This window comes from Paraburkholderia sp. MM5477-R1 (assembly GCF_050436385.1).
Classification (GTDB): Bacteria; Pseudomonadota; Gammaproteobacteria; order Burkholderiales; family Burkholderiaceae; genus Paraburkholderia; species Paraburkholderia tuberum.
In genome coordinates this window covers 350,642-368,027 of the sequence record NZ_JBNDMC010000005.1, presented here as the reverse complement: position 1 = coordinate 368,027, position 17,386 = coordinate 350,642, and the positions used below count along the sequence as shown (strand labels likewise).

Annotated in this window: 16 protein-coding genes and 3 pseudogenes; 10 read left to right on the top strand and 9 right to left on the bottom strand. The window is 62.7% G+C overall.

Features of this window, described 5'->3' with window-relative positions; all coding sequences use genetic code 11:
* Positions 1-327: 327 nt before the first annotated feature.
* Entirely contained in the window at positions 328-1,257 is a 930-nt protein-coding gene (locus tag OKW35_RS14015; protein ID WP_429552330.1) for a LysR substrate-binding domain-containing protein, read from the bottom strand.
* A 327-nt stretch (positions 1,258-1,584) separates the two neighbouring features.
* Here OKW35_RS14015 and OKW35_RS14010 point away from each other — a divergent pair, with 327 nt between their 5' ends.
* From OKW35_RS14010 to OKW35_RS13995, 4 genes are all read left to right on the top strand, one after another.
* Entirely contained in the window at positions 1,585-1,953 is a 369-nt protein-coding gene (locus tag OKW35_RS14010; RefSeq protein WP_429552329.1) for a winged helix-turn-helix domain-containing protein, read from the top strand.
* Between the two features lie 63 nt (positions 1,954-2,016).
* A complete protein-coding gene (locus OKW35_RS14005; protein ID WP_429552328.1) occupies positions 2,017-3,024 on the top strand; it encodes an ATP-binding protein in 1,008 nt (335 codons plus the stop codon).
* 232 nt (positions 3,025-3,256) lie between these two features.
* Complete coding sequence (locus OKW35_RS14000; protein WP_184033114.1) at positions 3,257-4,369, top strand: BMP family ABC transporter substrate-binding protein; 1,113 nt, start codon at positions 3,257-3,259, stop codon at positions 4,367-4,369.
* A 26-nt stretch (positions 4,370-4,395) separates the two neighbouring features.
* Positions 4,396-4,932: a nucleoside deaminase gene (locus tag OKW35_RS13995; RefSeq protein ID WP_429552327.1), complete on the top strand. Its 537-nt coding sequence runs from the start codon at positions 4,396-4,398 to the stop codon at positions 4,930-4,932.
* 149 nt (positions 4,933-5,081) lie between these two features.
* On the opposite strand, the gene OKW35_RS13990 is transcribed toward OKW35_RS13995, so the two are convergent.
* On the bottom strand, positions 5,082-6,149 hold the full coding sequence (locus tag OKW35_RS13990; RefSeq protein WP_429552326.1) for a purine-nucleoside phosphorylase: 1,068 nt from the start codon (positions 6,147-6,149) through the stop codon (positions 5,082-5,084).
* Positions 6,150-6,303: 154 nt separating this feature from the next.
* Between OKW35_RS13990 and OKW35_RS13985 the strand changes: the two are divergent.
* Positions 6,304-6,447 (top strand): annotated as a pseudogene (locus tag OKW35_RS13985) (IS6 family transposase); the annotation flags it as partial.
* Here the strand turns inward: OKW35_RS13985 and OKW35_RS13980 are convergent.
* The 6 genes and pseudogenes from OKW35_RS13980 to OKW35_RS13955 all read right to left on the bottom strand — a co-directional run.
* Positions 6,440-6,673: pseudogene (locus OKW35_RS13980) on the bottom strand (GntR family transcriptional regulator); the annotation flags it as partial. The pseudogenes OKW35_RS13985 and OKW35_RS13980 sit on opposite strands and share 8 nt — an antisense overlap.
* Before the next feature lie 53 nt (positions 6,674-6,726).
* Entirely contained in the window at positions 6,727-8,337 is a 1,611-nt protein-coding gene (locus OKW35_RS13975) for an HAL/PAL/TAL family ammonia-lyase (RefSeq protein WP_429552325.1), read from the bottom strand.
* Positions 8,338-8,356: 19 nt separating this feature from the next.
* Complete coding sequence (locus OKW35_RS13970; protein WP_184058645.1) at positions 8,357-9,151, bottom strand: ABC transporter ATP-binding protein; 795 nt, start codon at positions 9,149-9,151, stop codon at positions 8,357-8,359.
* A 25-nt stretch (positions 9,152-9,176) separates the two neighbouring features.
* Positions 9,177-9,923, bottom strand: coding sequence for an ABC transporter permease (locus OKW35_RS13965; protein WP_184012210.1), 747 nt, complete (start codon positions 9,921-9,923; stop codon positions 9,177-9,179).
* 18 nt (positions 9,924-9,941) lie between these two features.
* Positions 9,942-10,664 carry an ABC transporter permease gene (locus OKW35_RS13960; RefSeq protein WP_018422333.1) on the bottom strand — a complete coding sequence of 241 codons (723 nt, stop codon included), beginning with the start codon at positions 10,662-10,664 and terminating at the stop codon, positions 9,942-9,944.
* Positions 10,665-10,758: 94 nt separating this feature from the next.
* Positions 10,759-11,619 carry a transporter substrate-binding domain-containing protein gene (locus OKW35_RS13955; protein WP_429552324.1) on the bottom strand — a complete coding sequence of 287 codons (861 nt, stop codon included), beginning with the start codon at positions 11,617-11,619 and terminating at the stop codon, positions 10,759-10,761.
* Between the two features lie 155 nt (positions 11,620-11,774).
* On the opposite strand from OKW35_RS13955, the gene OKW35_RS13950 reads away from it, so the two are divergent.
* The 3 genes from OKW35_RS13950 to OKW35_RS13940 all read left to right on the top strand — a co-directional run bounded on the left by OKW35_RS13950 (position 11,775) and on the right by OKW35_RS13940 (position 15,244).
* Positions 11,775-12,101 carry a LysR substrate-binding domain-containing protein gene (locus OKW35_RS13950; RefSeq protein WP_429355234.1) on the top strand — a complete coding sequence of 109 codons (327 nt, stop codon included), beginning with the start codon at positions 11,775-11,777 and terminating at the stop codon, positions 12,099-12,101.
* A 541-nt stretch (positions 12,102-12,642) separates the two neighbouring features.
* Positions 12,643-13,242: a LemA family protein gene (locus OKW35_RS13945; RefSeq protein ID WP_184044562.1), complete on the top strand. Its 600-nt coding sequence runs from the start codon at positions 12,643-12,645 to the stop codon at positions 13,240-13,242.
* A gap of 52 nt (positions 13,243-13,294) precedes the next feature.
* Positions 13,295-15,244, top strand: coding sequence for a M48 family metallopeptidase (locus OKW35_RS13940; protein ID WP_429552323.1), 1,950 nt, complete (start codon positions 13,295-13,297; stop codon positions 15,242-15,244).
* Positions 15,245-15,327: 83 nt separating this feature from the next.
* On the opposite strand, the gene OKW35_RS13935 is transcribed toward OKW35_RS13940, so the two are convergent.
* Positions 15,328-16,245: a mechanosensitive ion channel family protein gene (locus tag OKW35_RS13935; RefSeq protein ID WP_429552322.1), complete on the bottom strand. Its 918-nt coding sequence runs from the start codon at positions 16,243-16,245 to the stop codon at positions 15,328-15,330.
* Between the two features lie 439 nt (positions 16,246-16,684).
* On the opposite strand from OKW35_RS13935, the pseudogene OKW35_RS13930 reads away from it, so the two are divergent.
* A pseudogene (locus OKW35_RS13930) lies at positions 16,685-17,008 on the top strand (hypothetical protein); the annotation flags it as partial.
* The gene (locus tag OKW35_RS13925) at positions 17,001-17,252 is read left to right on the top strand and encodes a helix-turn-helix transcriptional regulator (protein WP_429552321.1); all 252 of its coding nucleotides are present in this window, start codon (positions 17,001-17,003) and stop codon (positions 17,250-17,252) included. The pseudogene OKW35_RS13930 and the gene OKW35_RS13925, both read left to right, overlap by 8 nt.
* Positions 17,253-17,386 lie beyond the last annotated feature (134 nt).

Here is a 17,386-nt window from a genome sequence, read left to right as displayed (position 1 = left end):
GAACACTACGATGCCGTGACAACGGCATTGGCCGCTTCGTGCTTTTTAAGGAACGTTCTCACTGCAGCACTAACGGAGCAGCCGCTTCGGCGGATGGAAGGGGTGCTTGTCTTTGCCAATCGGATGGCCGGTTACGGGGGCGCAGCCGACGCGTGAACGTCCGACCGACAACGCATGTGAACGGCGGCTCCTGGCCGACCTCTGCCCGACGCTGATCGGCCCATCCCGACCCACGAGGGACAGTTGGATTTCTCCATAACGGACGTTCAAGCGACTGGAAACGTTAAACCTCGCAAATAGCCAGGCACGGGCTGTAGTCGATCCGGGCTAAGCTTGACGCGCCCACGCAGTCTGATGCTGAGTCGCCCCGTTGCCTCCAATCTCGCCCATCAGATAATCGATGAACGACGCTATTCGCGAAGAAACGGCTGTATTGCGGTAATAGACAGCATGGATTGGCTGACGGACGTCCTTGGTCTGACGGGCGAGGATCTGCACGAGACGCCCTGTTTCGCGGTCCCGGTCGGTCATGAAATCCGACAGGCAGACAACGCCCACGCCTTCGAGCGCCAGTTGACGAAGCGTCTCGCCGCTCGATGAACTTGCCACCGGCTCGATACGGTACGGCTCACCGTCGGCACCGAGCAACGGCCAGACATTGAGCGACTCCGGTTGTGTAAAGCCCAGCAGTACGTGCTTGCCAAGGTCAGCGACCTCGCGCGGATGTCCGTGCGCCTCAAGATAGTCGGGACTCGCAAGAACACGCATGCGGCTACTGCCAACAAGCCGGCTATGCAGCGTCGAATCCTTGAGCCGGCCAATTCGAATAGCGACATCGGTGCGGCTCTCGAGTAGATCGATGATGCCGTCGTTCGTGTTCAGCTCCAGGTGAACGTGCGGATAGCGCACGCGGTAGCCTTGCACAAGCGGTGCGATCACGTGCAGCATGAAAGGCGACGCTGCATTGATCCCCAGGAGCCCCGATGGGTTTTCCCGCCGCGCGACCATCTGTTCCTCCGCGCTTTCCACGGAATCGATGATGGCGCGCGCGCGTTGAAGGAACGCGCGCCCTTCCTCGGTCAGCTCCATCCTGCGCGTGGTCCGGCGCATCAAGGTCGTTTTCAGCTTTTCCTCGAGGCGCCCCAGCGTCCGGCTGGCCGCCGACACTGTCAGGTCGAGATGTTGGGCAACTGCCGTCATCGAGCCGGTATCGACCACGGCCATGAAAGTCGCCAATTCGTCGAGGGTGATATTCATTCTTGATTTCTTTTCAAAAGAATTTTGTTTATAGACCGGTTTGTGAACAAAAGTAAAGCTGGCAGACTCGGTCCGTCAGAATCCTCAATTCCTTCGCGAGGGAATACAGCCGCCGGAGGGCGCAGGCGCGCTGTCGAGTCTGGTGAGACAAAACTTTCTCCAATGTCACGGAGATTTAATCAATCAAACAGGCTATTTCTGGAGACATACACCGCGACGTTCAGGCTTGCGCAGACCAGGCGGGCAACTAACTCTGCTTAGCCGGAATGCGACTGACATCGGCATAAAGCCGGCGCGCAACTCACCTCGATCAATGCGAGCACAAACATGACGGTTACCGAGCGACCCGCGAATTACGGCACCAGCATGATCGACCTGGGCCGGTTTCAGATCGATTTGGAGATGCGGACGCTGCACCAAAGCGGCACGCTCGTACCTGTCGGATCTCGCGCCTTCGATATTCTTGCCGTGCTCGTGTCGGCCGCTGGACGACTCGTTACGAAAGACGAATTGTTGGATAGTGTCTGGCCGAAAACCGTCGTCGAAGAAAACAATATCCAGGTCCATCTGTCCGCGTTACGCAAAATACTTGGTGAGGATCGCAACCTGATTGTCACGATCCCTGGTCGCGGGTATCAGTTGCGACAACGACCCGTTGAGAGCCGGGCTCCTGCGGTCGAGTCCCGAGCCTTCTGACGTAGCCTGCCGCTACGCGAAACCCGGCTCACAGGCCGCGACGCAGCCGTTCGGCAGATCAGCATGTTGCTCCAGACTACGCAGGTATTGACGCTCACTGGAGCCGGCGGTATAGGGAAGACGAGCCTGGCTATAGAGGTAGCACGGCAGGCATCGAACGATTCTTCCCGCGCTGTGTGTTTTGTCGAACTTGCCACGGCAACAACCGAAGATGCGGTCCTATGCGAGGTCGCCGAAGCATGCGGGCTGTCCACGCTCGATGCTGCAGTCGACGTTGCGCAACTGGCTGCGGCGGTTTCCGGCAAACGTCTGCTCCTCGTGCTGGATAACGCCGAGCATGTGATCGACGCCGTCGCGCGGATCGTCGACGCACTCGTAGCGGCAAGCGAAATTCTGCGTGTGATGGTAACGAGTCGTGAACCGCTTCGCCTGATGCAAGAGACGGTGTACCGGGTCGAGCCATTCGACGTGCCGCCTTCGCATTCAACCCATGCGGAGATCGTCCAGTTTTCAGCGGTAAAGTTGTTTTTGCTGCGCGTCAATTCAATCCAACGGTATGCATACGCCGGCTGCGAGGAAATTCATCTCATCGGCGAGATCTGCCGCCGGCTGGACGGCATTCCTTTGGCGATCGAGCTGGCAGCGACGCGCGTCGCTGGCCTCGGCATTGGGGGTGTTCATCGCTATCTGCACGACCGTTTCAGTTTGCTGACGGGCGGCTATTGGGCGTTCTCGCAGCATGGCGATACGCGGATTGGAGTCGAGCTCGCGGCAGGTTTCACAGAGGCGCTGCTCGATGCGGGCCTGATTCACGAATGCTGCACGCGTGCCGAGCAGGCCATCGATGCGCTTGAAGAACTGCCCCATGCCTCGGTGGACTCGGACACCGAAATGCGCGTACGTGCCACTCTCGCCTCGGCATTGATCTATGCTCATGGGCCCGTGTCAAAGTCGGCACAATCGTGGAGGGAAGTGCTGGCTCTTGCTGGCGATACAGGCGACGGTTCTGGTGCAAATAGTGAAGGTGAATCGGTTAAGGTGTTGCCCCCCGATCTCATCATCCGACAATGATGTCCGAGCGCGGCCTGTCGCTGGCCCACACGACGATCGCGGTCTCCTATTCGAACTCCGCGATCCGCAGGCCAATTTCCCAATGGCTTCATATCCATTCCGTTATACGACACATAACGAATCAATATTTCGGCCTTGATATTGACTCACCACCATCATCGCTGACGCGACGCAGCCAGTCGGCTGGACGACTGGCGTCGTCTCCTTCCCGTTCCCCATCTTCGGAGACTCCATGAGAACAAACTTCGCTCGCGCGGTGGTGCGCTCACTGCGCCCTGCGGTTACGCTTTTAGCCGCGCTTGGCATCTATGTCGCGTTGAGCCCCACTGCCACCGCCGCAGTGCCGATGGGCGTCGCGTTCGTCTACCTCGGCAACCCCGGTGACGCTGGCTGGACCTACGCACACGAACAGGGCGTGAAGGCGATCGAAGCGAGGTTCGGTGACAAGATCAAGGTCACGCGCGTCGAGAACGTACCCGAATCCGCTGACTCGGAGCGCGTGTTTCGCGACCTCGCGAACAAGGGCAACAAGATTATCGTGGGCTCGAGCTTCGGATTCCAGGACTTCGAACTGAAGACTGCAAAGGATTATCCCGACGTCGTCTTCGAGCATGCGACCGGATACAAGAAGGCCACGAACTTTGCGACCTATGACGTGCGCACGTACCAGAGCGCCTATCTGGCTGGGCTCGTCGCCGGCTATACGACGAAGACGAATACGCTCGGCTTCGTCGCCTCGGTGCCGGTCCCGGAAGTGGTGCGCAACATTAACGCTTTCACAATGGGTGCGCGTTCGATCAATCCGAATGCGAAGGTAAAGGTCATATGGATCAATAGCTGGTTCGATCCAGGCAAGGAGAAACAGGCGGCCGAAACGCTGATTGGCCAGGGAGCCGACGTGCTGATCCAGAACACCGATTCGACGGCGACAATGCAGACTGCCGAGCAGAAAAATGTGCACGCGTTCGGTTGGGACTCGGACATGAAGAAGTTCGGCCCGAATGCCCAACTGGGCGCATGCGTGAGCTACTGGGGCGTCTACTACTCTCACCTGATCGAACAGGTGCAATCCGGCACGTGGACCAACGCGCCGACGTGGTGGGGTCTCAAGGAAAAAGCAATCGACCTCGCTGACATCAACACTGCAGCCGTATCGCCTGCCGCGCAAAAGGCGCTGGCGCAAAAGCGCGACGACATTATCGCGGGCAGATTCGATCCGTTCTCCGGACCGATCAGGGATCAGAATGGCGCGATCAAGGTGGCAGCCGGCACGTCGCTGCCCGACGCCGAGTTGCTGCGGCTCAACTGGTTCGTGCAGGGGGTCGAGGGCACGTTGCCGAAGTAACTCAGCCAACGTGGAGGAGACACACTTTGAGCCTTGTCATTTCCCCGAAACAGAACGCGTCGGCGTTCCCTGAGCAGGAGCTCGCGCCGACACGCGAGCAGATCGTCCGCCATCTGCGTCATGCAAGCGTTATCGCAGAACGTGCGATGCTGTTGGGCCGTCACCCGTTTGGCGCCATACTCGTCGGGCCCGATCAGGAGTCGGTTCTAATAGAACAGGGCAATGTCGATTCCGTCAATCATGCGGAAGCGGTGCTCGCGCGTATCGCCGCGCTCAACTTTACGCCGCAATTCTTGTGGGGTTGCACGCTCTATACGACGGTTGAGCCATGTTGCATGTGCGCAGGCACGGCATATTGGGCCAACATTGGGCGGGTGGTTTTTGCAATGACGGAAGAGCGCCTGCTGCAAGCCACGGGCAATCATGCAGAGAATCCCACGATGAGTGTGTCGTCGCGGTATGTCTTCGACCATTGCCAGAAGCGCATTGAACTGGTTGGGCCCGTGGCCGAGGTCGAGGAAGAAGTGATGCAGGTGCAGCGCAGGTTCTGGGGACGCCGATGAGCATGGCGCATCGCGGCCTTATGTTCGCATCATGCCGCGCGCGGAGCCGCCACCGCCCGCGCAGCGGCCGCCGCGGCAACTGACGACAACGGTGGACACGAGCGCTGTGCAGACCGGCACGCGGTACCCTCCACCACGCCGCAAACGCGCTACCGCTGCGGTACGCCGTCGCGCCACTCGCCCCAATGCGTGACGATGTCCTGCACGAGCGGATTGCCCGTCAGGAACAGATTGTCGATCGCGATCGTGAAGCCCCCCTGCGACGAGTAGTTGAGCAGATTGTCCGCGCTCGACTGGCCCGCGTACGGCCGGTCGAAGTCCGAACCAGCGCGCAGCACCGCGACACGGTTCAGGTCAACGCGATGCACGGTCGCCGCGCGCGTCAGCGCCTCGAAAGTGGCGTTGTCTTCCTGCTGGGTCGTGCAATAGGTGCCCTTGCCGTCGGTCAGGATCTTCGTCCATTGCCGCGCACGCTCGCCGAGATCGGTGCCCGACCACCAGGTATCGCCCGCCAGCGTGTCGCACTGGATCACGGTCGGCGGACGGTTCGCGGGCGCATAGTTGTATTTGGCGCGGGCAGCCTGCGCCTGTGCGTCGTCGGTCAGCGTCACGTTGCGCGACAGCGCGAATGCCGCGTTCGAAAGCGCCGGATTGAGCTGGAACACTTCGGTGCGATAGTCGAGCGGCGGCTTCTGCGTCGGGCCCGTCGTGTTGATGCCGAGATAGCCGGTATTCCAGCCCGGCGGAATTTCGCGTCCGTCGATTTCCCATTGAATCCCGAAGTCGACGAGCCAGTTCGCCCACGCAGCGGAACCGACGGTGCCCTGAAGCGGATCAATACCAGCGATGCCCGCCACCATGAAGTACGTATGACGCAAGTCGAAACGCGGCGAGAACGTCAGCGCCATGATCGACGCGGCGGCATTCGCGTGCCCCATGCCCGTCGTCATCACGCAGACCTCCTGGCGATTGCAGTGTACGGCAGGGTAGTCAGGAGACAGGCCCGCGACGGTGATGTCCTGCCACGGGCCGAGATGATCGAGCCACACCTGGCCTTCCGGACCGAACATCGAAATGATCATCACCTTGACCGGCCGGCCATGCGACGCGCCGTCGTCCTGCGCGAAGCTGTCGTCGGCATGCGAGATGGCCGGTGCAACTGCGGCGCCTGCCACGAGCAACGATGAAATCGCTGCACCAAAAGCACGATTTAGCATAAGAGGTCCCACCTGATATGTAAGAACTGCGGTTGCGAAAAGTGAGTCGCGTGCCGTGGTGTCGACTGACGTCGTGGTTTTTTGTCGGCGTGCAGCGTGGGACCTGGGCGTGAGCCGTTCAGGTGACAGTGAGTATAAGCAGAGAAAAATCTGTATTGCCAGGCGGACGAATGTCATGCTCGGCTTCAACCGTTTCAGGAACGCCGCGATCACTCTGGCAGGCATTGAGTTGACGCATCGCATTCGCAAAGGCCAATTCAACCTGGCGAAGCTCGGCCTCAAAGATACCGCCGCGTGAGCACACGTCGTGCGCTCAACTCGCGCAACACGCGCGAAACGGTCATGCGTGCGACTCCGGACTCCTTGACCAACTCGGTTTCCGAAGGGATTGCGTCTCCAGGCTTCCAGGTGCCATCGGCTATGCGCTCGATTACATAGCGCTTGATCTGTTCGTATGCTGGCGCAAGCTTGCGCTGCAGCTTCAACCGCTTCGCCTCTCCACCCGCCTGCGCCGCCTCAGTCATGACTGTCCTGGTTGCACCGTGAACGATTTGCGCGGCGCCGCGCGACGCCAGCCTCAAGTACCCACCGCCCCGGGCAAAGCATCGTTCGCCGAGGCCGCCGCGCTGCCCGCCACGCAGTCCGTTGGTGCCGGAATGCAGAAATCCCGTGAGGGCCGGACCGTCAGCGGGCCGGGCAACGGCGGCGGACCATCATCCATGATCATGTGGAATGCGCGTGTCATGTCGTCCGCAAGCGGACGGTCGTCACGGTAGGTCGGCAAGACAGCGCGAACCTGGCTATACAACGCCTGCGTATACGGCGCGCGCTCGGCCGCGATAGGCTGCAGGTCGTATGCCTGAACCGCGGCAAGCAGTTCAATGCCAAATATGCGGCCGCTGTTGTCGATGACGGCCAGCGCCTTGAGCGCGGCCGGCGTGGCGTGGCAAAGGTGATCTTCCTGCAAGCCGGACGTCACACCGCCGTCGAGGCTCGCGGGCGCGGCCTCGCGGCGGTTCTGCGCGACCAGCGCCGCCGCCGTGTATTGCGCGATCATGAAGCCCGAGCGCGTGCCGCTCGCTTGCGCGAGAAACGCGGGCAACCCGCTCACGAGCGGATTGACGAGACGATCGAGACGCCGCTCCGCCATCGCGGCCACCTGCGCGACCGCAACCGCGAGGCTGTCCATGGCGAGCGCGATCGACGCGCCGACGGCGTGCGCCTGCGAGAACACGCGCGGCTCCTCGGGCGTGCCGGCGATGATCGGATTGTCAGTCGTCGAGGCGAGTTCGCGGTTCACGACTTCGGCCGTCGCAGCCAGCACATCGCGCGCCGCACCGTGCACATGCGGAATCGTGCGCATGCTGAGCGGATCCTGCGTACGCCGTCCGAGTGCCGCCGCCAGCAGACCGCTGCCCAGCAGCGCCGCGCGCATGCGCGCGCCGACCTGCGCAAGGCCCGGTGAGACGCGATACGCGAGCGAGCCCGCGTCGAACGCCACCATCTGGCCGCCGAGATTCTCGAAGCTCATCGCCGCCACGGCGTCGGCCCAGTCGAGCAGCCGGTGCGCGCGTTGCAGCGCGAGCGCCGCGAGCCCGGTCACGCACGGCGTGCCGTTCACGAGGCTCAAGCCTTCTTTCGCTTCGAGCGACAAGGGTTCGAGCCCCAGCCGGCGCAGCGCCTCGGCGCCGCTGATGCGCTCACCACGCCAGTTCACGTGCCCCGCGCCGACGCACACGAGTGCGATATGCGCCATGTGGCTCAGATAGCCGACCGAACCGAGCGCGGGCACTTCGGGCAGGCAATCGGCCTGGAGCAGCGCGACGAGCCGCTCGACGAGTTCGACGCGCACGCCCGAATGCCCGTGCGCGTAATTGTTGATGGCTGCGGCCATGATCGCGCGCGTCTCCTGCGCGCCGAGCGACGCGCCGACGCCCACCGCGTGGCTCATCAAAATGTTGTGCGAAAGCGTGTGCTGTTCGGCCGGCGACACCACCACGTCGCACAACGCGCCGACCCCGGTGTTCACGCCGTAGGCGCGCATGCCGCGCGCGATGATCTGCTCAACGAGCGCGCGCGCGGCGCCAATGCGCTCGCGCGCTTGCGCGGAAAGCTCGAGCGGTGCGCCTGCCGCGACGGCGCAGACTTCGCGCCAGTCCAGCGGGTTTCCGGTACGGATGACGGTCATGATGAACCCCGACGATGGATCAATGTGCGTTGCGGTCCTGATGGCTCGACACGAACTGGCGGAAGCGCTCCGACTTCAGTTCGCCGAATACCTCCGCGGGCGTGCCGTCCGAATCGACCTGGCCCTGATCCAGGAACATCACGCGATTGGAAACGTGTTTCGCGAAGCCCATCTCGTGCGTGACGACGAGCATCGTGCGGCCCTCGTCGGCAAGCGTGCGCATGACGCGCAGCACTTCGCCCACGAGTTCGGGATCGAGCGCCGAAGTTGGCTCGTCGAACAGCATCACCTTCGGATGCATCGCGAGTGCGCGCGCGATTGCCACGCGCTGCTGCTGGCCGCCCGAGAGATGTGCGGGATAGTGGCCGCGCTTGTCGGCGAGGCCGACCTTCGCGAGCAGCGCCTCGGCTTCCTCGACCGCTTCGGCGCGGCTGCGCTTTTGCACGCGCATCGGGCCTTCGATCAGGTTCTGCAGCACCGTCATGTGCGACCACAGGTTGAAGTTCTGGAACACCATGCCGAGTTGCGAGCGCACGCGGTCCACCTGGCGGCGGTCGCCCGGTTGCAGCTTGCCGTCACGGCGGCGCTTCATCTTCAGCGCTTCGCCGGCAAGCGCGACGGTGCCGTCGTCGGGCATCTCAAGTAGGTTCAGGCAGCGCAGGAACGTGCTCTTGCCCGAGCCGCTCGCACCCAGGATCGAAATCACGTCGCCTTCGTGGGCGTCGAGCGAAATGCCCTTGAGCACGTGATGATCGCCGAACGACTTGTGGATGTTCCTCACGGACAGGGCGGCGACCGGTGCGACTGCGTTCATACGATTCTCCGGAAAGATGGGCCGATCAAGACGCGACGCGGCGGGTTTCGAGTTGCGTGGCGGGGCGGCGCACGACGGTGGGCGCGGCGCGCAGATGGCGCGAGAGGCGCCGCTCGACGAGGCCGATGAGGCGCACCACGAGGAAATTCAGGCATAGATAGATCAGCGCAGCGCACGTGAACACCTCCGTCGTGCGATAGGTCTGCTGAATGATCTGTTGCGCGACACCTGTCACTTCCCAGACGGTGACAAGGCTTGCGAGCGCCGTCGACTTGACGAGCAGCACGGCTTCAGTCGAATAGGCGGGCAGGCACTGCCGCAACGCGATGGGGCCGATCACGCGGCGCAGCAGCGCGAAGCCCGACAGGCCGATTGCATGACCTGCCTCGATCTGCCCGACCGGCACGGCCATCAGGCCGCCGCGGATGATCTCGGCGGTGTAGCCCGCCGTGCACAGCGCGAGCGAGAGCACGGCGCACACGTAGGGCTCGCGCAGCACGGGCCACAGGAAGCTTTCGCGGATCACGCCGAACTGTCCGAGCCCGTAGTAGACGAGAAACATCTGGATCAGCAGCGGCGAGCCGCGGAACACGAGAATATAGGCGCGCGCGAAGCGGTTAGGCAGCCAGTGCGGCGAGACGCGCATCGTGACGATCACGAGCGAAAGCAGGCCGCCGAGCACGAGCGAGGTGAAAAAGAGGCTCAGCGTGGTCGGCACGGCGGCAACGAGCTGGCGCGTCGTGTCGAGAAGAAAATCGAAATCGATATGCATGATGAGGCCGCCCTTGCGTCAGTTGCGCGCGAAGTTGCGCTTGAAGGAGCGGCCGACGATCGTCTCCGCCCGGCCGAACACACGGTTCGAAACGCCCGTCATCGCGAGATAGAGCGCTCCGCCAACGACGAAGAACAGGAAGTACTGGTGTGTCGATCCCGCCGCGACCTGGCTGGCACGCAGCAATTCGACGAGACCGGTGACCGAGATCAGCGCCGAGTCCTTGAGGCTCAACTGCCACACATTGCCGATACCCGGCAGTGCGAATCGCAGCACCTGGGGAATCAGGATGCGGCGCGCCATAGTGAGCGTCGGCATGCCGATCGCGCGCGCAGCTTCGAGTTCGCCGCGCGAGACAGCTAGCACGGCGGCGCGATAGACCTCCGTCTGATACGCGCCGGAAATCATGCCCACCGCGAACGCGCCAATCACGAACGGCGGCACGCCGATGAAGCCGTCGGCACCGAACCACTGCCCGATCGAGGACACCAGCGTCGAGCCGCCAAAGTAGAACAGATAGATGACAAGCAGTTCCGGCACGCCGCGGAAGACGGTCGTGTAGAAGTCGCCGATCACGCGCGCCGTGCGAAAACGCGAGAGCTTTGCCGCTGCGACGAGCGCGCCGAATACCGCGCCGATCGCGAGCGCCGCAAGCGTCAGCACCACCGTCATGAACGCACCGAGCAGGAGCAGGCCGCCCCAGCCATCGGTCCCGAAGCCGAGCATTTCGAAAAGAGCCATCAAGCCACCTCACCAAGCCTGCGAAACAAGCCGCGCGGCATCAGCCTTTCGAGCCGGATCAGGCCGAAGCGCGCGGTCACGTTGTGAGCGACGCTCAGGGCGTCACATCGGTCTTGAACCACTTCTCCGAAAGCTTCTTCACGGTCCCGTCGGTAATCGCCGACGTTATCGCCGCGTCGAACTTCGCCTTCAGGTCCGCGTCCTGCTTGCGGAACGCGAGGCCTTCGCCCGGCCCCCAGATCAGGCCGCCGATCTTCGGGCCGGCCGTCACCGTCGGCACCGCTTCCTTCTTGTCGGCATTTGCGGCGTAGTACGTCACATCGTCGAACGACGCGTCGATGCGGCCATTGGACAGATCGAGATCGCGTTCCGGCGAGGTCTTGTAGACGCGGATCGACGCGACATCCTTGAAGTTCTCGTTGATGAAGCGCGTATAGACCGTGCCCGACTGAATGCCGATGGTCTTGCCCTTGAGCGCCGTGCGCAGCGCCTGGACGGCGGGCGCGTTCGACTTGGCGTCGGTGTCGAGCTTCAGCGGCGCCGGGGTGTCGGTTGCCTTCGGCAGGATCTTCGTGTCGGTGACCGCGAAGGTCGCCGGCGTGGACGCATACGGCTTCGAGAAGGCAATGATCTTCTCGCGCTCTGGCGTGATCGAGATCGCATCCATCAGAACATCGAACTTTCCGGCTTGCAAGCCGGGAATCATGCCGTCCCAGTCCTGCGCCACGAGATTGCACTTGAGTTGCGCCCGCGCGCACAGGTTAGCGGCGAGTTCGGGTTCGAAGCCGCCCAGCTTGCCGCCGGGCAGCGTCATGTTCCAGGGCGCGTAGCCGCCTTCGAGGGCGATCGTCACTGTCGTCCAGTCCTTCGCCTCGGCGGTGTTGCCCGCAAGCGCCGCCGCTCCAAACGCGACACCGATCAAACTCTTGACCAACCATCTGCACTTCGCCTGCATGTCCACACTCCTTGGATTGCCGAAAACTTCATTACGGTAGCGCGCCAATCGCGGTTTCGTCTTGTCTAGACAAGATGCGGGAAGTCGAATTTTGGCGCAAGCGCAATTTCTGAAAATGTCGCCGATTCAGGGTATCCACCAGGTCAGGGTCTCGGATCTGGCGCTTTACCCCGCCTGGCGGCGAACGCACAGTGGCAGTCACGGGTAATCGCATCAGCGACGATGCCGATGCAGTTCGTCGCTGGGCGATAGCCGGGGAAGGCCTTGTCTACAAGTCGCGACTGGACCTCATCGACGATCTGAAGGCAGGTCGACTGGTGGAGTTGTTTCCGCCGGCGTATTGCGAGCCTTCGCCGCTGCACTTGATTTGTGCTCACCGTGCGCAACTGACACCGACGATCAGCGCGTTGAATGCCTTCCTGCGCGAGCGCTGCTCTGCATTGCTGGCGAGCTACCCCTCGGGAGGCTCCCGCTCTGCGTAACGAAGTTCGCCCTTTCCTGATCGTCTCAATGAGTCGACCGAAGGCTCAGGCGCTAGCTCAGTGTCTTGAACTGGATACCCGGCCAGGTGAGTTTTGGCAGCCTGCTTTCCAGGCAGGTGCGGAGTTCCGGCACCTGCGCCGCTTGGTCGGAATCTTCCGGTCTGGTGAGGTAATACGCGTCACCACTTCCAACGGCGGTTTTAAACGGCAGCACGAGTTGCCGCTCGTCGATCGCGTCCTGTCGACCAGCTGCATCTCGCCGACGACGTTGCACCCGAGGTCCGCGCGAACGTCGCGGTCATTACGACGCTCTCCGCACAGATCGCCATCGTGGAAAAGCGTCTTCGAAAAAACGTCGCACACACGCGGACTGCGCCCTCTTTACTCCAGTACCCGGCAATTGATGGAGCACGCTTAATACGTACCCTTTGTCTTATAACAGTTTCACGAATTGATTGAATTAAATGTCATTTCACTTATCCTGTTTCCATAGTCGCGCGATGGTCCAAACCAGCAGTCCTCTCGTCGGAGGTCACGGCCAATGAGTCCCGTCGTCGTCACCCTGCTCGTGCTGCTGGGCGTCGGGCTACTGCTCGCGCTCCGGCTCATGGGCATCTACAACGGGCTAGTGGTCGCCCGGAACCGCTTCGCGAACGCCTTCGCCCAAATCGACGTGCAGCTCAAACGCCGCTACGAGCTGATTCCGAACTTAGTCGAAGCGGTCAAGGGCTACATGGGTCACGAAAGGGAGACGCTCGACGCCGTCATCAAGGCCCGCAACAGCGCGATGGCAGCCGAGCAGAAAGTCGCCGCCAACCCCAGCGACCCGGCGGCCATCAGGGGGTTTAACGAGGCCGAGGCCCAGCTCGGCGGCATTCTGGGCCGGCTCTTTGCGCTATCCGAAGCGTACCCGGACCTCAAGGCCAACCAGAACATGCTCGCCCTGCAGGAGGAACTGAGCTCGACCGAGAACAAGATCGGCTTCGCGAGGCAAGCCTTCAACGACGCCGCCACCGACTACAACAACCAGCGCGAGGTCTTCCCAGCCGTCATGGTGGCCGGCATGTTTGGTTTCAAGGAAGCGTCACTGCTCGAAACCACAGAGGCCGAGCGCGCAGCGCCCAAGGTGTCGTTCGGGTAACACGGAACCGCCACGGCTCCGTGCGCTTCACGCTCTCAAAACCGCGCCGACCATGGCCACCAATTTCTTTCAGCAGCAGGATTCGGCACGGCGCAAGACCTTCCAGCTGGTGGTCTATTTCGTCCTCGCGATCCTGATTCTGATCGCCCTCGTGTACGGTCTGTTGGTGGCGCTCAGCATGTATGGCGCTCACGAGCCAGTGTCCTGGTGGCAACCTGACATGCTCCTGCTCGCGGCGCCGGCGGTGGGCATCCTGGTCGGTGGTGCCAGCGCGCTCAAGGTGACCCAGCTCGCTTCTGGCGGGCAGGCCGTCGCCTTGATGTTGGGCGGTAAGGAGGTGCCCGGCACGACCACCGACGCGCGGCAGAAGCGGCTGCTCAACGTCGTCGAGGAGATGGCCCTCGCTGCGGGAGTGCCGGTGCCCCCCGTATATGTTCTGCCGGAGACCGGCATCAATGCCTTCGCGGCCGGCTACGCCCCGGGCGATGCTGTGGTCGCCGTCTCCCAGGGCTGCCTCGACTACTTGACCCGTGACGAGCTGCAGGGCGTGGTGGCGCACGAGTTCAGCCATATCCTCAACGGCGACATGCGGCTCAACATCCGGCTGATCGGCCTGATCTTTGGGATCATGGCGTTGTCGATCATCGGCCGCAGCCTCATGTTCGCTTCCCGCGCACGCTCGTCGGGAAGACAGGATTCCCGCGGCGGCATGGTGCTACTAGGACTGGGCGTGTTTGTGCTGGGACTGGTGGGAGCGTTCTTCGGTCGGCTGATCATGGCAGCGGTGTCCCGGCAGCGCGAGTACCTGGCCGACGCTAGCGCCGTCCAATTCACGCGCAACCCCGACGGGATTGGCGGGGCGCTCAAGAAGATCGGCGGGCTGGCCGAGGGGTCGCGCATCGACACCCCCCGGGCCGCCGAGGCTGGTCACATGTTTTTCGCCAACGCTTTCGCCGGCGAGGGGCTCGCCGGACTGCTGGCCACCCACCCGCCCCTCGTCGAGCGCATCCGCCGGCTCCATCCCCAGTTCGACGGCCAGTTCCCGGAAGTGCGACCGGTCGATGTCGATCGGGAACAACTCGAGGGCACCCGCCCCAGCCGCGTCCCGCCGTTCGCCGGGGTTCCCACGTTACCGGGGCCGCCGCAGGTGCCGGTGCCGGTATTGGGCTTCGCCGCCGATGCGGCGTCCCGCGTCGGCCACATTGATCCACAAGTGATTGACTACGCCCACGAGCTGCACGACAGCATGCCCGAGGTGCTCCGGGTCGCCGCACAGGAGCCGTTCAGTGCTCGCGCCCTGGTCTATGCTCTTCTCATGGACCCGCGGGCGGACCTGCGGGAACTCCAGCTGACCCAGCTGAAAGCCGACGCTGAGCCCCAGGACTTCGCGGAAGCCTTGCGGCTGGTTGTCCCTGTCCAGGTACTGCCGGACACGCATCGGTTGCCGCTGCTGGACCTGACCTTGCCAGCCCTGCGGCAGATGTCGCCGCGCCAGCACCGGGCTTTCCGCGCCCAGGTCGAGATGCTAGTGATCGCCGACCAGCGGCTGAGCCTGTTCGAGTACACGCTCCGCTGTGTGCTGCATCGCCATCTCGACGCCCAGTTCCTGCCGCAGCGTCAGACGCGTCCAATGCACAGTTCGCCGCAAAAACTGGCGCAGCCGGTGGCGACGGTGTTAGCGCTGTTGGCCTGGGAAGGCCAGCCGGAACCCGACCAGGCCGCCCGGGCTTTCGATACCGGCATGCGCGGCTACATTGGCGGCGACCACACCCACCGCTTGCCGCCCCGCGAGAAATGCACCCTCGCCGGGTTCGACGCGGCCCTGCAAACGCTCGATCAATCCATCCCGGCCATCAAGCAGCGGATTGTCGCCGCCTGCGCGGGCTGCATCGTGGCGAACCAGCAGGTCACCGTCCGTGGAGCGGAGCTGCTCCGCGCCGTTTGCGACACGCTCGACTGCCCGCTACCGCCGCTCGTCGCGAGCGAATCGGAAAGACGATGAACGACATTGCATGCAGGGCTTTGTCGCGGCAAGGAACGCAGAACAACTGCGATCGCTATGCCGCGGGATCGAAGAACCGGGGGCTACACCCCCTGCTCCGGTTTTCTGATCGCGGATGACCCTGCCTGACCGGCGGCTGCGTCGGTGACCGACGCGGCCGTCGCGCTCGGCACGATGTGCAATTCACGGGTGCGCAACGGCAGCGAACATTGCGCGTCGGTCAGTGTTTGACGCACCCGGCGCGCGAGTTCCCAGCGCATGGTCCAGAACATGTCCGTGTTCGACCAGACGCGGATATTCAGCACCGCGGTGCTGTCGTCGAAGCGGATGACCATCACCTGCGGCGCGGGATCGTGGAGCGCACGCGGGTCGGCAGCGGCGAGCGTGCGCAGCGCCTCAATCGCGCGATCCACATCGTCACCGATCGAGATCTCCACTTCGAGATCGAGCCGGCGCATCGGATTACGGCTGAAGTTGCGGATCGAATTGCTCCACAACGCGCTGTTCGGGACGTATTCGCAGATGCCGTCGGGTTTGGTGAGACGCGTCGTGAACAGATTGACTTCGTCGACCGTGCCCGCGACACTGCCGGCTCCGCCCTCGATATACTCGCCGACCTTGAACGGCCGCAACACTAGCAGCATGATGCCGGCCGCGATGTTCTGCATCGTGCCTTGCAGCGCGAGACCGACCGCAAGACCGGCTGCGCCAAGCACGGCAATGATGCTGGCCGTCTGGATGCCTAACTGCGACAGCGCACCGACGATCGCGACAATGCGAATGCCCCACAGGCCGATGTCGCAGAGGATCGGTCGCAGCGTGGCGTCCATGCGTGACTGACGCGCAAGGAGCCGGCTCAGCGACATCGAAGCGCGGCGCGCGACCCACCATCCGATCACCAGTATGCCCGCAGCGGCGCCCAGATGAATCGAGAACGCGGTGAGCATATCCAGCAGGAAGGCCCATCTGCCCGGACTGATTTCGACGAGAAGATTCTCCATGTGTCTTGACGATCCCTATATTGGACAGCGGGTAGATTGCCGCGCGCGAGCATCGACGGTATATGTGGACGAACTCGACTGGCTTCCGGGAATTTAACCAGATAACTTCCGTTTTGGGCATTATCAGCGGTTAAAGCTGCGTGTTTTTTCTGAGCCTGTTATCCAGATCGCTTCTGTCGTAACGGCAGCCGCCCGAGCTAGCGGCTGCCTGCCCCGAGTTCCGTGAACGGCCCCGCCGGCGTGACTTTGAGGAGACGGAAACGATGTCCTCACGCCCCGTTCGACCTTCTCTGCAGGCGATTCGATAACCACTCAAGATACCCACAGAAGCTGGGCACAAGCCTGTGGACAACAGGCTTATGACTCGCTCAACTCATTGAGCGCATTGGTTTTCACTCGCATGCTTCCGATAAGTCGGCTGCGTCGCGGCCACGCGCATGTCGGACGAGCCGCCGTCGCCGCGGCGGCGCTCTCGCTCACCTACATCGTGCGCGGCGCGCTGCACGTACCGATTGAAGGATCGGTCGCGCTCTTTCTCGCTTGCGCGGCGCTGCACCTGTTCGCCACCACTTCGATGGGCATTTTCATGGCCATGCTCGCGCGCAGCATGCCGCAGTTCGTGCAGAACGTCATGCTCGCCGCGCCCACCACGCATTTCGTCGAGCTCGGCCAGGCCATACTCTTTCGTGGCGCGGGCATCGCCGTGGTCTGGCAAGCCTTCCGGTGGCTCGCGGCGATAAGAGGTCACGCAGCGCATGAATGAGCGCCTGCTACGCCGCGCCGAGGTCGAGCAGCGTATTGGCCTGACCGGATCGACGATCTATCTGAAGATCGCGCAAGGCAAGTTCCCCAAACCCATCAAGGTCGGCGTGGCGGCGGTGCGCTGGCGTGAAAGCGGGGTCAATCAATGGATCGCAGGACATCCACCCGACCCGCATCGCGCGGGTCTTTTTTTGCCTGCGCGCTGCGCTCGATCAGATCGCAGTCACACTTCCGATGTTTGTTAAATCACGTCAAGGTATTGATAGTGCATAGCATCCCCGTTGCAAATGTTTGCGTAGCCGGGTAAAAAATTGTCCGTTCGTAGCGCATACCTTATTAAAAATGAGGTCGTAACCATGCAGCGCTCATTTGACCATTC

Coding starts and splice junctions, on each gene's coding strand:
- OKW35_RS13945 (WP_184044562.1), top strand. CDS start 12,643: ATGAGTCCCGTCGTCGTCACCCTGCTCGTGCTGCTGGGCGTCGGGCTA.
- OKW35_RS13990 (WP_429552326.1), bottom strand. CDS start 6,149: ATGCTAAATCGTGCTTTTGGTGCAGCGATTTCATCGTTGCTCGTGGCA.
- OKW35_RS13940 (WP_429552323.1), top strand. CDS start 13,295: ATGGCCACCAATTTCTTTCAGCAGCAGGATTCGGCACGGCGCAAGACC.
- OKW35_RS14000 (WP_184033114.1), top strand. CDS start 3,257: ATGAGAACAAACTTCGCTCGCGCGGTGGTGCGCTCACTGCGCCCTGCG.
- OKW35_RS13955 (WP_429552324.1), bottom strand. CDS start 11,619: ATGCAGGCGAAGTGCAGATGGTTGGTCAAGAGTTTGATCGGTGTCGCG.
- OKW35_RS13965 (WP_184012210.1), bottom strand. CDS start 9,923: ATGCATATCGATTTCGATTTTCTTCTCGACACGACGCGCCAGCTCGTT.
- OKW35_RS13960 (WP_018422333.1), bottom strand. CDS start 10,664: ATGGCTCTTTTCGAAATGCTCGGCTTCGGGACCGATGGCTGGGGCGGC.
- OKW35_RS13925 (WP_429552321.1), top strand. CDS start 17,001: ATGAATGAGCGCCTGCTACGCCGCGCCGAGGTCGAGCAGCGTATTGGC.
- OKW35_RS13975 (WP_429552325.1), bottom strand. CDS start 8,337: ATGACCGTCATCCGTACCGGAAACCCGCTGGACTGGCGCGAAGTCTGC.
- OKW35_RS14010 (WP_429552329.1), top strand. CDS start 1,585: ATGACGGTTACCGAGCGACCCGCGAATTACGGCACCAGCATGATCGAC.
- OKW35_RS14005 (WP_429552328.1), top strand. CDS start 2,017: ATGTTGCTCCAGACTACGCAGGTATTGACGCTCACTGGAGCCGGCGGT.
- OKW35_RS13935 (WP_429552322.1), bottom strand. CDS start 16,245: ATGGAGAATCTTCTCGTCGAAATCAGTCCGGGCAGATGGGCCTTCCTG.
- OKW35_RS14015 (WP_429552330.1), bottom strand. CDS start 1,257: ATGAATATCACCCTCGACGAATTGGCGACTTTCATGGCCGTGGTCGAT.
- OKW35_RS13970 (WP_184058645.1), bottom strand. CDS start 9,151: ATGAACGCAGTCGCACCGGTCGCCGCCCTGTCCGTGAGGAACATCCAC.